The sequence below is a fragment of the Halovenus amylolytica genome (assembly GCA_004015825.1).
Classification (GTDB): domain Archaea; phylum Halobacteriota; class Halobacteria; order Halobacteriales; family Haloarculaceae; genus Halovenus; species Halovenus amylolytica.
Genome location: SAYS01000005.1, coordinates 218,629 through 230,033, shown reverse-complemented (window position 1 = coordinate 230,033; position 11,405 = coordinate 218,629). Strand labels below are relative to the sequence as shown.

Annotated in this window: 16 protein-coding genes, 1 tRNA gene and 1 pseudogene; 7 read left to right on the top strand and 11 right to left on the bottom strand. The window is 60.2% G+C overall.

Annotation, left to right across the window (positions count from 1 at the left end; all coding sequences use genetic code 11):
• Positions 1-106: pseudogene (locus tag EOW68_RS05940) on the top strand (IS5/IS1182 family transposase); the annotation flags it as partial.
• A 109-nt stretch (positions 107-215) separates the two neighbouring features.
• Here EOW68_RS05940 and EOW68_RS05935 read toward each other — a convergent pair.
• Positions 216-692 carry a DUF309 domain-containing protein gene (locus tag EOW68_RS05935; RefSeq protein ID WP_128224245.1) on the bottom strand — a complete coding sequence of 159 codons (477 nt, stop codon included), beginning with the start codon at positions 690-692 and terminating at the stop codon, positions 216-218.
• 120 nt (positions 693-812) lie between these two features.
• Between EOW68_RS05935 and EOW68_RS05930 the strand changes: the two genes are divergently transcribed.
• On the top strand, positions 813-2,174 hold the full coding sequence (locus tag EOW68_RS05930) for a restriction endonuclease (RefSeq protein WP_128224233.1): 1,362 nt from the start codon (positions 813-815) through the stop codon (positions 2,172-2,174).
• Here EOW68_RS05930 and EOW68_RS05925 read toward each other — a convergent pair.
• The gene (locus tag EOW68_RS05925; RefSeq protein WP_128224232.1) at positions 2,154-2,666 is read right to left on the bottom strand and encodes a CinA family protein; all 513 of its coding nucleotides are present in this window, start codon (positions 2,664-2,666) and stop codon (positions 2,154-2,156) included. The genes EOW68_RS05930 and EOW68_RS05925 overlap by 21 nt on opposite strands.
• 223 nt (positions 2,667-2,889) lie before the next feature.
• Here EOW68_RS05925 and EOW68_RS05920 point away from each other — a divergent pair.
• A tRNA-Gly gene (locus EOW68_RS05920) sits at positions 2,890-2,960 on the top strand.
• A gap of 171 nt (positions 2,961-3,131) precedes the next feature.
• On the opposite strand, the gene EOW68_RS05915 is transcribed toward EOW68_RS05920, so the two are convergent.
• Positions 3,132-3,662 carry a hypothetical protein gene (locus EOW68_RS05915; protein ID WP_128224231.1) on the bottom strand — a complete coding sequence of 177 codons (531 nt, stop codon included), beginning with the start codon at positions 3,660-3,662 and terminating at the stop codon, positions 3,132-3,134.
• A 160-nt stretch (positions 3,663-3,822) separates the two neighbouring features.
• Between EOW68_RS05915 and EOW68_RS05910 the strand changes: the two genes are divergently transcribed.
• From EOW68_RS05910 to EOW68_RS05900, 3 genes are all read left to right on the top strand, one after another.
• The gene (locus tag EOW68_RS05910) at positions 3,823-4,158 is read left to right on the top strand and encodes a HalOD1 output domain-containing protein (RefSeq protein ID WP_128224230.1); all 336 of its coding nucleotides are present in this window, start codon (positions 3,823-3,825) and stop codon (positions 4,156-4,158) included.
• Between the two features lie 52 nt (positions 4,159-4,210).
• A complete protein-coding gene (locus tag EOW68_RS05905; RefSeq protein ID WP_128224229.1) occupies positions 4,211-5,332 on the top strand; it encodes a pyridoxal phosphate-dependent aminotransferase in 1,122 nt (373 codons plus the stop codon).
• Between the two features lie 61 nt (positions 5,333-5,393).
• Positions 5,394-5,771 (top strand): hypothetical protein, encoded by a 378-nt coding sequence (locus tag EOW68_RS05900; RefSeq protein ID WP_128224228.1) that lies wholly within the window; start codon positions 5,394-5,396, stop codon positions 5,769-5,771.
• On the opposite strand, the gene EOW68_RS05895 is transcribed toward EOW68_RS05900, so the two are convergent.
• From EOW68_RS05895 to EOW68_RS05870, 6 genes are all read right to left on the bottom strand, one after another.
• A complete protein-coding gene (locus EOW68_RS05895) occupies positions 5,768-6,328 on the bottom strand; it encodes a response regulator (RefSeq protein WP_128224227.1) in 561 nt (186 codons plus the stop codon). The genes EOW68_RS05900 and EOW68_RS05895 overlap by 4 nt on opposite strands.
• A 74-nt stretch (positions 6,329-6,402) precedes the next feature.
• The gene (locus EOW68_RS05890; protein WP_128224226.1) at positions 6,403-6,834 is read right to left on the bottom strand and encodes an SRPBCC family protein; all 432 of its coding nucleotides are present in this window, start codon (positions 6,832-6,834) and stop codon (positions 6,403-6,405) included.
• A 32-nt stretch (positions 6,835-6,866) separates the two neighbouring features.
• Complete coding sequence (locus tag EOW68_RS05885; RefSeq protein ID WP_128224225.1) at positions 6,867-7,091, bottom strand: DUF7123 family protein; 225 nt, start codon at positions 7,089-7,091, stop codon at positions 6,867-6,869.
• A gap of 59 nt (positions 7,092-7,150) precedes the next feature.
• On the bottom strand, positions 7,151-7,366 hold the full coding sequence (locus EOW68_RS05880; protein WP_128224224.1) for a hypothetical protein: 216 nt from the start codon (positions 7,364-7,366) through the stop codon (positions 7,151-7,153).
• Between the two features lie 30 nt (positions 7,367-7,396).
• Positions 7,397-8,431, bottom strand: a complete 1,035-nt coding sequence (locus tag EOW68_RS05875) for a PhoU domain-containing protein (RefSeq protein WP_128224223.1) — start codon at positions 8,429-8,431, stop codon at positions 7,397-7,399.
• A 169-nt stretch (positions 8,432-8,600) separates the two neighbouring features.
• Positions 8,601-9,668: an ATP-NAD kinase family protein gene (locus tag EOW68_RS05870; protein ID WP_128224222.1), complete on the bottom strand. Its 1,068-nt coding sequence runs from the start codon at positions 9,666-9,668 to the stop codon at positions 8,601-8,603.
• Positions 9,669-9,740: 72 nt separating this feature from the next.
• On the opposite strand from EOW68_RS05870, the gene EOW68_RS18530 reads away from it, so the two are divergent.
• On the top strand, positions 9,741-9,866 hold the full coding sequence (locus tag EOW68_RS18530; RefSeq protein WP_431358769.1) for a hypothetical protein: 126 nt from the start codon (positions 9,741-9,743) through the stop codon (positions 9,864-9,866).
• A gap of 3 nt (positions 9,867-9,869) precedes the next feature.
• On the opposite strand, the gene EOW68_RS05865 is transcribed toward EOW68_RS18530, so the two are convergent.
• The gene (locus tag EOW68_RS05865; RefSeq protein WP_128224221.1) at positions 9,870-10,556 is read right to left on the bottom strand and encodes a competence/damage-inducible protein A; all 687 of its coding nucleotides are present in this window, start codon (positions 10,554-10,556) and stop codon (positions 9,870-9,872) included.
• Positions 10,557-10,624: 68 nt separating this feature from the next.
• Positions 10,625-11,404 carry a DUF5803 family protein gene (locus EOW68_RS05860; protein ID WP_128224220.1) on the bottom strand — a complete coding sequence of 260 codons (780 nt, stop codon included), beginning with the start codon at positions 11,402-11,404 and terminating at the stop codon, positions 10,625-10,627.
• Position 11,405 lies beyond the last annotated feature (1 nt).

Sequence of the window (11,405 nt, the reverse complement as noted above, 5' to 3'; positions counted from 1 at the left end):
CCACGCACGAGCGCAGGTGTTTCTTGCCCTGTGCCTTCGCCTCGTCGTCGCTATCACCAACTACGAGCGTGGAGACAATCCGGGAAGTACGATCATCACGGTGTGACAAGAGTTCTATGACACCCTCAAATGATTGCGGTATTTAAAAACTACTGATATATTTGCCTTCTGGTATTTTTGGGCCACTGTGTCTGGCCGTGGGTCGTCGGTTCGATTCACTCCAACTCCTCGGCGTACTGGAAATCTGTCTCGTCTGCAACCGGATACATTCCGTCGAGTTCGATACGCCAGCCGTGGAGTGTTTCGGGCTCCGTGCGTGCATTTGTCAGGACTGTTCGGATATCTAGAATATCGACGCCGTAGTAGTCGCGGGGTGTTCCTCGAAGATACTGGAGTGCCGTCTCGAAGAGGCTCCGCATCCCGTCGTCGTCCTCGAAATCGAAGTGTTTGTACGCGCCAGCCGCGACCTGGACCATGCCGTGGAGAAAGGCGCTTTCCGTCGTTCCGTTCCCGTAGTTGTACCACTCGTCTTCGAAGCAATCGTGGGACTCATGGTACGCGCCCGCGTTGTAGAGTGCCACGCCGTGGACGAGTGCCCGCCGGAGGGTCGCGTGTTCCCATCGGTCGCCATCCCACCCTGTCGGATTTCCTTCGGGCGGTTCGACGGACGGGTCAGTGGTATGCTCTGTCACTGACTCCCCGTTCGGTCCCGGGGCTGGTAACTCCACCGGCGGTGACAGTATCCGGTACGTATCACTCAACTGTCTCGCTGCTGACTAGCTATTAGTCCATCCAGCACCTTGGGGAACGAAATGACGGTGCTGGACGAGCTTTCGGGCTACGAGTTCGAGGAGGTCATGGAAGACGTATTCAGAAACCTCGGCTACGAGAACGTCAGGCAATCTGACCGCGGTGCTGACGTGGGGCGTGACATTCTGATGGAGGAGACTGTCGACGGCATCCGGAACGCGGTCGTCGTCGAGTGCAAACACACCGACTCCGTCGGGAGACCGGTCGTCCAGAAACTGCACTCCGCTGTGGCGACTTACGACTACGACGGCCCGAAACGTGGGGTGGTCGCCACGACCGGGCACTTCACTGGCCCAGCGAAGGAGTACGCCCGAAACCTCCAGGCCAACGGCGACCCCCACGAGATCGAACTGCTCGACGGCGACGACCTGCGAACGCTCGCGGACGAGATTGGCCTCGACCTCTACAACGGCCGTATCGAGATTCTCTGTGATGAGACACTCCGGCCGTACGATCCGACTCGCGGCGTCGATGCACCGGTCGAGGTTGCATTCCAGGATATCGAGAATATCCATCCCGACTCGCTACCCGGGCCCGAACACTGGGTCGTTTTCGAGCCGTTCGTTCGCATCCGTGCGGATATCGAATCAGTTTTCGAGACGGGCGCGGGTCTGATCCACAGCATCGATCAGACTGACGAACTGGTCGTCCAGGCTGACGGAGACGGGCCGCGGATTCCCCGCAGTGGAATTCAGCGGCTGGTTCGCACCAACCTCGATGCAGCGGTCGATCTCGACGAGTCGTCGTTCGAGGAAACGTTCGACGATCTGTCGGTCGAACGCTTCGGTCAGACCGAGACGGAGTACAAAGAGTGGAGTGTCGATCGACTTCGCCGGAAACACACCACGACGGTGCAGTACACCGGGGACAACAACGTCACCTACCGGAAAGAGTGCGAGCCGAACCTGTCGGATATCTCCGTACAGTCGATCAGACCGGTCTATCTCCCCAGAGTCCGGTCACGCCTCGAACTCGGCGAGTACGCCTACCCCTACGAGTACTACGCGGCTGGCCCATCACGACTCGCGCTCGAAGACGGGATCAGGCGCTGCAAGCAGTGCGGAGAAACAGATGACAGCCCCTACACCTACTGCGAGAACTGTGGGAGTGTCAACTGTCCCGACCATACCAAGACCGAACGGCTCGTCGGTGAGCCAGTCTGTACGGGCTGTGCGGTGACAGAGACGTTTTTCTACAGCACGAAGTACTTCTACGATGAGGCGAATCTCGATCAGTTCCGTGGCGAGTACGAGGCGATGCCGATCCACCGGAAAGCACTCGAAAACAAACCACTCGTCGCCGGGACGGCTGCCGCGGCAGTCCTGTTCGTCCTCTTCGTGTTACTAACTGTCGGCGTCGTCTAGCCGGGATTCGACTGCATCGAGCAGGTCACGGAAGGCTTGCTGTGTGAACTGCCCTTTGCAGTCCAGTCGCGGGCCTTCGAACTCGTACCGGGTCGCGGCGACGCGCTTTTCCGCTCCGTTGTAGGCAACACCGATGAATACCGTGCCGACGGGTTTTTCCTCCGTTCCGCCGGCGGGGCCGGCGATCCCGGTCGTGGAGAGGCCCCAGGTGCAGTCTGCCCCGGCTCGGACACCCTCGGCCATCTGCTGGGCTGTCTCGGCGGAGACGGCACCCACTGTTTCGAGTGTCGTTTCCTCGACGCCAAGGAGGTCCACCTTCGCTTCGTTGGAGTAGGTCACCAGTGATCGATCGAAGTAGTTGCTCGATCCGGGGATATCAGTGATCGTCGAGCCGACGAGGCCACCGGTGCTAGATTCGGCGACGGCCAACCGCTGGCCAGCATCGACGAGGCGTGACTGGAGTTGTTCGGCGAGTTCGCGGTTTTCTTCCATATTTCACTGTTCGTCGGTCCCCGAAATCAACCCGGCGGTCCGCCCGCGGCGAAGACGGAAATCTGATTACGGAGGGGGACAACGTTTCCAGTGAGGAGTGCGCTGGGGGTGAGCAACCCCGTGGGTTGCGAACTACAGGGCACGAGGAATGCAATGAACGAGCGCTGGTGGTGAGCGAACCGTCAGGTTCGCGAGCCTCAGCGTGAGTGAATGCAATGAACGAGCGCTGGTGGTCTAGTGGTAGGACATGAGCTTCCCAAGCTCATAGCCCGGGTTCAATTCCCGGCCAGCGCATCGAAGGCGCGAACATCGTGAGCGCCTGGTGTACGCGAACGGGGAACGTAGTGACCCGTGAGCGCAGTGAGCGAGCCTGCGAGCGAACGAGCAGCGCATCGAAGGCGCGAACGCCGTGAGCGCATTACTTCTCACTTCGTCGGGAATCTCCAAATCGCTCGCACGGATGTTTCACGTCAACAACAGCATCGGGGTCACGTGGAGACTGGCGAAGCCGAGCAACAAAAATATCGGCAGCATCGGCGTCGTCTCCCAGAGCTGTGAGTAGTCACCGGATGGCGTCCCGGTGTACAGTGTCGCAATCAGATCGATGCCAACGTACGCAGCCGTCGACAGCAGTGACAACAGGAGAATCACAACGGCGATTTCGACGGAGACTGCGAAACCGACAACGACGGCAACCGGGACCACCACAGCGGCCTGGATCAGTTCTCCGGCGGCGAGAAACCGCTCTATATGCTCGCCGTCTGGATCATACTGCTCGTAGGTCTGGCGATACTGTTCTAGATTGCGTGGCGAGATCCACTCCTCCCCATCGTTGAGCGCCACGTAGCGAGGGAAATACAGCTCGACCACGGTGATCGACTCCGGCGGAATCCCGACGATGTTTCGACCGGCGTAGTAGTGTCCCCACTCGTGGATCGCGATGATCAGCCAGATACCGACGAAGGCGATCCCGAACGTGACGACTGGGCCGACCATACAGACGAGTCAACGACGCAAAGCTACAAATGAGCCACGACTTGACGGAGCCGACAGCCACGACAGTTGTACTCTGTAATTATCTATAACTAAACTATGTGTATATATACCTAACACGTATGCCAGATAGATTAATATACTACAATGTATTATTATATGTATGCCGTCTCATCCTGATCGCTACGTCGGTTCAGTCGAAGAACCTGCTGAATCAGACCACGGGACGTCTGCCGACAGAGCCGCGGTGACTCGCAGCTGGGACCCGGACGACTCGTTTCTACTCCCGTTGATCGAGGCGATCACGGAACGTACAGATCGGAGTACGGAGGAGATAGAGCCGGTGTACTCGGCTATCGATCCGGACGCCCTGGAGACGATACTCTCACGAGACGAACGGACGGGTACAATTCAGGTCTCGTTCACCTACGAAGGGTGTGAGGTTACACTCTCGAACACCGGCGAACTCGTCGTCGACCCTGCTGGCATCGACGGATAGCGGCCAGCCAGAGACACCAACAGTTAATGCCACGGGGCCGTCCCCATACGGTATGACGTCGTTTTCACACCGTGTCGAACAGGTATCTATCAGCGGGATCCGGGAGGTCTTCGAGGCCGCAGGCGAGGATGCGATCAATCTCGGTCTCGGCCAGCCTGACTTTCCGACGCCAGAACACGCCCGCGAGGCGGCCGTCGACGCGATCCGGGCGGGCAAAGCTGACGCCTACACGTCGAACAAAGGGACAGAGTCACTCCGTGAAGCGATCGCCGAGAAACACGCCCGCGACAACGACCTCGACGTCGATCCAGAAGATATCATCGCGACTGCCGGCGGGAGCGAGGCGCTACACATCGCACTCGAAGCCCACGTCGATCCCGGCGAGGAAGTCATCTTCCCGGACCCGGGTTTCGTCTCCTACGAGGCGCTGACACACATCGCTGGCGGGACACCGAAACCCGTCGGCCTCCGCGAGGATCTCACACTCGATCCCCGGACTGTCGAGGAGGCCATCACCGACGAGACTGCCGTCTTCGTCGTCAACAGCCCCGCGAACCCGACCGGGGCCGTCCAGTCACCCGAGGATATGCGCGAGTTCGCCCGCATCGCCGACGAACACGACGTACTCTGTGTCTCCGACGAGGTGTACGAACACCAGGTCTTCGACGGTGAACACCGCTCGCCGGCCGAGTTTACAGAGGGTGACAACGTCGCAATCGTCAACGCCTGCTCGAAAGCCTACTCGATGACCGGCTGGCGACTCGGCTGGATCACCGGCGCAACGGATCGGATCGAGCGCATGCTCCGAGTCCACCAGTACGGCCAGGCCTGTGCCAGCGCACCGTCCCAGTACGCCGCAGAGGCCGCACTGAACGGTCCGCAGGACGTCGTCGAAGAGATGCGAGTCGCCTTCGAGGAGCGTCGAGACCTCCTGTTGGAGGGGTTCGAGGAGATGGGACTGGACTGTCCGCGACCATCCGGTGCGTTCTACGCGATGCCGAAGGTCCCCGACGGCTGGGTCGACGAGGTGATCGAACGGGGAGTGGTCGTCGTCCCCGGGGAGGCCTTCGGTGCGAACGGCGATGGCTACGCACGGATCTCGTATGCGACGGATATGGAGACACTCGCGGAGGCGATCGATATCATGGCTGACGCAACGGAGGCCGTTCGGTAGCGAAGACGGCCAGCGTGATGTGTTCCGACAGACAGATACTGTTTGCAGCCAACTAGCGGTCATGGATCAACTGGCCCCACAGCATGTCCCAGTGTACGAGTCGGACCGAACACGCCGCAACATCTGGGCGGAGTGTACAAAACGCAACCAGCCAGTCGTCGCAATCCGGGACGCGGAGCGTGGCTACATCGTCCGCTACGATATCCAGCATCTCGACGTCGAACTCGACACGGACGCTGTCAGGGCGCTCCGCGAGCAGACCCGGACACTCCGGTCGTACCCGACTGGCACAGATCCCATCTCGCAGGCAGAGGGTGTCGGCGGCGAGGCAGGCGCTGTTTCGGGTGATCTACACACGGATAGCGAACGGGCGGCCCGCAGACTCGCCTCGGAACTCTCCGGATTCGTCTTCGATCGCAGTAACTGGCGGCAGCGCTAGAACAGATCCTGAAAGGCGGTTTTGGGTTCGTCGAATTTCATCACAGTCTCGTCGAGATCCGACTTGAGACGGTCGGCGCGGTCTCTGATCTCCTGGAGTTCCTCGGAGCGTTCGAGTTCCTGTGTCGGTTTCTCCTCTTCGAGGAGCCCGATTTTCGTGTTGAGTTCGAGAAACTCCTCGAAGCGTTCGTCGTACTCGCTGGCTTCGAGCTGGCGTTCGATCGCCTCCACGAGCGCTGCTCTGTCGACCGGTTTTTTCAGATAATCCTCGAACGGCATCTCGACGATGTCGAAATCGGGATCGACTGCAGTTACCATAATGACCCGGCAGTTGATCTCCTGTCTTCGGATCTCTTCGAGGACCTCGTCTCCGGAAACAGCCGGCATGCGCCGGTCCAGCAACGCGATATCAACAGCAGAGTTCACCACCTCGATTGCCTCCTCGCCGCCGTATGCCGTCAGCACTGTGTACTCTTTTTCGAGCTGTGCAGCATACGCATCCGCCACCGCATTTTCATCGTCGACGACGAGGACTGTTGTATCCGTCTCTGCGGCCATACAGACACCTGACCCTGAACTGGCTTGTATCTACTGACTAATTATCACCACTGAGACTCACCCTCTGTTTACGATCAGTCCTGTTGGGCCGCCACATCGTCGATAATTGCCTGTTCGAGGTTTGCCAGTTCGTCGTCAATATTCCGTTTGAAAAAGGTCTCGACACCCGGGAGGCGACCCTCGACGGTGAACGTGTTGTGGAGTTCTGTTCCGTCGTCAGTCTCGGTGAGTTCGTGTTCACCGATCACCCGGAACGCCTTCGACGTCCCGACAAATTCGACGTACTCCGGAGGCGTCCGTTTGCGGTCTTCCGTTTCGATCTGGAACGTGCGGTCTGTAATCGGGAGTGGGAGCGCGACGTGCCAGATCGCCTTTCCGTTGTCGAGCAGTTCGAAATCTGTGACGACGCTGATCGGTCTGGCCCGTTTCTCCGGGTCGTCGATAAACTCCCAGACCTGTTCTCGCGGGGCAGGTATCACGACGACTCTCTCTGCGCGGACAACCATATGTTGGGTTACGAGAGCAACTATAAAAACGGTTAGCTACGTGTGACCCGCCAGGTCGTCGAGCGTGCCCGGCCCCACTTCTCGATCTCGACGTCTTCTGACTCCTCGTCGAGTTTCGGGAGGCGTGCGCCGACCTGTTTGGAGGAGAGTCCGAGCTGTTCCGCGATCGTTTTCGACCGCACGTACTGCTCACCCCGGGAGACGGTATCCCGGAGATGATCGAGTATCTTCCGGTCGATGTCACCGAGTTCGGTCATTATGGAACTACTACGTGCGCGAACGTCTTAACGGTTTTTCGTTTCGGGAAAGTTGGGTCCTACCGGTACAGATGCACCGCAGCGACTGCGATCCCGGCGGCGACGAATGCAACTGCCAGAAAGACACCGGAGAGTATCTGTAAGGAGTCGTCGCCCCCGCCGATCTCGGACTGGTAGGCGCTCGCGGCCGTCCCAACCGCCGCGAGCGCGGTGATAATCCCGAAAACCAGAACGAGGCCCTTGCCCATATCGGATGTCTCGGTCATCTCGGCCATACGTAGCTGTTCTGAAGGTCCGTACTTAATTTACTCGATTGTAATGTGTTCTGACTCTTCGTTCAGGGCGAGGTTCGTCGCGATTTCTGCGTTTCGAACGGCGTACTGTGCGGTCTGGTCGAGACTCACGAGCACCTCCCGGATCTGCAGGAGCTGTTCGTTTTCCATCTCGGGGAGATCCGCGAGAATCTCCTGTTCGAGCGTGCTGATCTCGGCGAACTTCTTGCGGATCTCGATTGCAGTGTCGTAATCGCGTTCGACTGCGGCCTCGACTGCGAGTTCGGTGATCTCGTTGACCTGGTCGGTGAACTCCCGGATGCGCCGCATCGTCCCCTGCTCGACGTTCAGGGAGTGCCCCTCGGCTTCGAGCGCGATCTCGGCAATATCTTCGGCGTTGTCGGCGGTCAGCTCCAGATTCTTCGCGATCGAGCGGTAGCCGATCAGCGGGAAGCCGTCGGTCAGGCCGACGGCCCGCGCCAGATTCGGATTCTGGTAGGAGGTAAAGATCAGGCGCAGCAGTAGCACGAAGATCTTGTTCGCCTGCCGTTCCCGGTTGAGCGCGCGCTGGGCGAGATCCGGGTTGCTGTGGGCGAGCGATTTGATCGCCTCGTTTCGCATCGTCGAGCCGGTCGATTCGAGCCGTTCGAGGAGGTTATCCAGCGTGAAATCCTCGGGATCGACCGAACAGCGGATCGCGATGTTGTCCGGCGTCTCCTCGATGACGCCCAGCCCCATCAGCTGTGTCTCGGCGTTGTAGACGGCGTTGATGTGCGAACTTTCGAGGGTCTCTCCCTCGTCTGCCCGGACGTGGATGACCCGCCGGCCGAGGACGTACTGCGAGACGATCGCCCGTTCGACGGCCGCCGCATCGAGTCCACTCGCGTTGATCACCGCCTCGCTTTCCTCGGAGTGGACCGACTCCGGCATCACTGTCAGCGTTCCCTTGCCACCGAGTCGCAGTGATACTTCGTCTCCTTTCTCTACATCGTACTCCTGTGCCCACTCTGCTGGCAGGGTCATCGCGAGCGTCGACGGACCCAGCCGCTGGACTTTCCGCGTTTCCATATGTCCCTTACATATCTCAGACTACCTTAATCTTATCAATACATCCTTTATTATTGATAAGGATATACATACTATCCCCGGGAACACGGCACAAAGAATATACTGCGTGTAGAAACACGACAGATGGGGGATACTGGGCGTAAAAACACAACGTGTGGAAAATGCGAATCTAGACGATCTCCATCAGTCGACTCTCGAAACGGCCGACGCGGACGCGCTGCCAGCCCCGGAGCCGGTCGTCGAGCTCTTGATCTCCAGTATCGACCCGCAGTGCACCGATCCCGTCGAGTTTCTGCCGGGAGGCCACGATCTCGATCTCGGCCTGGCGGATCACCTCGGGGGAGATCTGCTGGTTGCCCCGGCCGAAGACGAACCCCTGGCCGCCGATCGGTGAGACGACGATCACGTTCTTCTCTCCAAGGGCGTCGAGGATATCCGATTCGGCACCGTCCTCGACGAGCAGTTCACCGTCGCGGTAGACGTCGACCCCCAGTGGGCTCCCCTCGAAGCCGAGGTTGCGCTTGATCGTCCCGAGCGTCCCGCCCGGTCCGAGCACGTAGGTTACTTCCGGGTCGACCTCGTCTGCGAGGCCCTCTGCCAGCCCCTCGACGGTGCCGCTGCTCAACTGTTTGCTCCCCTGGCGTTGCGGGGCGATCGGAACGGTCGCGAGTGCGACCAGTTCGGTGTGGACCTCGCCGCCGCGGTAGTCGTCTTCGTCGATGTCGTTGACTTCTGCCCGCTCCGTCGAGTCGAAGGTGACCGCGATATGTGCTGCGGCCTCTGGCGTCACTGCAAACACCGAGGAGTAGACTTTGGCGCCCGCGGGCACGCCGAGGATCGGACACTCTGAATCTTCGGCTTCGAGCGTTTCCGCGACGTCTGCGGCGGTTCCGTCCCCGCCGACGAAGAGGATCAGCTCGGGATCGTGCTCCAGCACCGCTCGGATCCCGTCGCGGGTATCTGCGGCGGTCGTCTCCTCCCCTGCAGGGTGGCCGACGACTGTCGGTTCGAAGCCGGCCTCGCGGGCCTGGTCTGCCCCCATCAGTCCCCCGTAGGTAACGATCGTACAGTCGGGAGCGATATCGGCGAGTTCACGGAGCATCTCGACTGCCCGGTCGGGGGCACGCATCTCGGCACCGCGCTGGCGTGCCTCCTCGACTTTCCCGTCTGTCCCCTTGAGTCCAACGCGGCCACCCATCCCGGCAATCGGGTTGACCACGAGTCCGAGTCGACACATCACCGTTTCTATGTGGGAGTGTGACAAAAACAAACCGGAACGACTTAGGAGACTGCCCCATCACCGTCGTGTATGCAAACGCCACTCCAAGCAACACAGGTCGGGATCGGTGCGGGTCCGGTCGAAGCTGCGGCCTGGGTCGTTCTCGTCGGTGGAATCATCCTCGCAGTGCTGTGGGCACGCCACCTCACGGCCTGATTCTTACGGCGTTTCGACGCGCTCGCGAAGCCACCTCGCAGCGTCGGCGACGACTGCCTCGTCGGGACTCTCGATTCGCAGTGTGACGTGCGCTCCGGGATAGCTTCCGATAGTCACGTCGAATCGATCCTGCACCTCCTGAATCCGATCCAGAAGCTGACTTTCGGGCTCTGTGGCTTCGACGACTGCTCTGTACCGTTTCTCCCCGCTGAACTGGTCGGCGATCAGCCCGAACATCCCGCGCATCTCGGCGGGGACTCCCGGGAGCACGTAGACGTTCCCGATCGTACAGCCCGGCGCGACTCCCTCGGGATTGCGCAGTAGCTGGGCCGCTTTCGGGATCTGTGTCGTCCCCGGCGCGAGATCGTCCCCGGAGTAGCCTCCCTCCTCGGTCAGCCAGCGCTCGACGGCCTCGTCGGCGGCCAGTTCGGTGCCGAAGGCGGCGGCGACGGCTTCCATCGTCACGTCGTCGTGGGTCGGACCGAGCCCACCGGTGACGATCACGGCGTCGTATTCGGCCTGATACTCGTTGACGACGCGGGCGATTGCGGAAATATTGTCCGGGACTGTCGTCATCCGAGCGACGCGGACACCGGATTCGGTCAGTCGCTCACCGAGCCAGGCTGCATTGGTGTTTACCGTGTCCCCAGAAAGGATCTCGTCGCCGACGGTAACCAGCGCGACACGCATACGACTAGGTTGTCCCTGATGCTACAAAGCCTCACGGTCTTGTCTCTTCGAGCCGACCTCGTACGCTGCTATCCCATCCCGGGTGGTGGCCCGTCGTCATCGATATCGTCGTCGTCGACCTCGACATCCAGCCCGACTTCCTCGCGTTTTTGCTTCGCCCGGCGGATCTGCCGGTAGTAGTAAGTAAACCCACCGATCCCGAGCGAGACGGCGAGTGCGAACAGCCCACCGAAGAGGTACAGATCACGGACGAGATAGTATCTGATACTGAGGGTTTCGCCGTCCTCGATTTCCTCCCAGTACAGCGTCATCTGGTCGCCGTCGAGTGTCTGCTCGTCTGCTCCCGGTGTGGCACGCGAGAGCAGTGGGATACCGACACGCGCGCTTTCGGGGAGATAGGCCAGATAATCACCGGTGACGAACGTCGGTGTCGACCAGCTTTTTCCGTTTCTCGGCGCGGTAAAGCCGACGGTGCCGTTCTCGGCTGGCAACTCGATCGTCGTCGCGTCAGAGCCCTCCCGTGCTGTGAGGTTCCCGTGGGTCGCGTTCACGACAGTCCCGTTTCTGAACTGGAACTGCAGGGCCTTGATGCCGACCGACTGATCACCCTGGATCGCACTCTCGGTGTTGATCTTCAGTTCCTCCCTGTTCGTCAGGTTCAGGACTGCCGTGTAGGAGTCAGAGGAGACGTCGAGATCGTACGTCGCGGTCGCGTTCGAGTCCCACCTGTACTCCTGGTCTTGCAGGAGGTCGTCGTCACTGATCTCGCCGCCACCGCCGAAGATGCCACAGCCAGAGAGGAAGACTGCCGCGACGAGGGCGAGCAACGCGAGCCGTTTCCGGTTCATA

What these genes read in the sequence shown, in the direction of transcription:
- EOW68_RS05910 (WP_128224230.1), top strand. Translation starts at nt 3,823, where the DNA reads ATGCCGTCTCATCCTGATCGCTACGTCGGTTCAGTCGAAGAACCTGCT.
- EOW68_RS05885 (WP_128224225.1), bottom strand. Translation starts at nt 7,091, where the DNA reads ATGACCGAACTCGGTGACATCGACCGGAAGATACTCGATCATCTCCGG.
- EOW68_RS05930 (WP_128224233.1), top strand. Translation starts at nt 813, where the DNA reads ATGACGGTGCTGGACGAGCTTTCGGGCTACGAGTTCGAGGAGGTCATG.
- EOW68_RS18530 (WP_431358769.1), top strand. Translation starts at nt 9,741, where the DNA reads ATGCAAACGCCACTCCAAGCAACACAGGTCGGGATCGGTGCGGGTCCG.
- EOW68_RS05895 (WP_128224227.1), bottom strand. Translation starts at nt 6,328, where the DNA reads ATGGCCGCAGAGACGGATACAACAGTCCTCGTCGTCGACGATGAAAAT.
- EOW68_RS05905 (WP_128224229.1), top strand. Translation starts at nt 4,211, where the DNA reads ATGACGTCGTTTTCACACCGTGTCGAACAGGTATCTATCAGCGGGATC.
- EOW68_RS05900 (WP_128224228.1), top strand. Translation starts at nt 5,394, where the DNA reads ATGGATCAACTGGCCCCACAGCATGTCCCAGTGTACGAGTCGGACCGA.
- EOW68_RS05880 (WP_128224224.1), bottom strand. Translation starts at nt 7,366, where the DNA reads ATGGCCGAGATGACCGAGACATCCGATATGGGCAAGGGCCTCGTTCTG.
- EOW68_RS05915 (WP_128224231.1), bottom strand. Translation starts at nt 3,662, where the DNA reads ATGGTCGGCCCAGTCGTCACGTTCGGGATCGCCTTCGTCGGTATCTGG.
- EOW68_RS05890 (WP_128224226.1), bottom strand. Translation starts at nt 6,834, where the DNA reads ATGGTTGTCCGCGCAGAGAGAGTCGTCGTGATACCTGCCCCGCGAGAA.
- EOW68_RS05875 (WP_128224223.1), bottom strand. Translation starts at nt 8,431, where the DNA reads ATGGAAACGCGGAAAGTCCAGCGGCTGGGTCCGTCGACGCTCGCGATG.
- EOW68_RS05865 (WP_128224221.1), bottom strand. Translation starts at nt 10,556, where the DNA reads ATGCGTGTCGCGCTGGTTACCGTCGGCGACGAGATCCTTTCTGGGGAC.
- EOW68_RS05870 (WP_128224222.1), bottom strand. Translation starts at nt 9,668, where the DNA reads ATGTGTCGACTCGGACTCGTGGTCAACCCGATTGCCGGGATGGGTGGC.
- EOW68_RS05925 (WP_128224232.1), bottom strand. Translation starts at nt 2,666, where the DNA reads ATGGAAGAAAACCGCGAACTCGCCGAACAACTCCAGTCACGCCTCGTC.
- EOW68_RS05860 (WP_128224220.1), bottom strand. Translation starts at nt 11,404, where the DNA reads ATGAACCGGAAACGGCTCGCGTTGCTCGCCCTCGTCGCGGCAGTCTTC.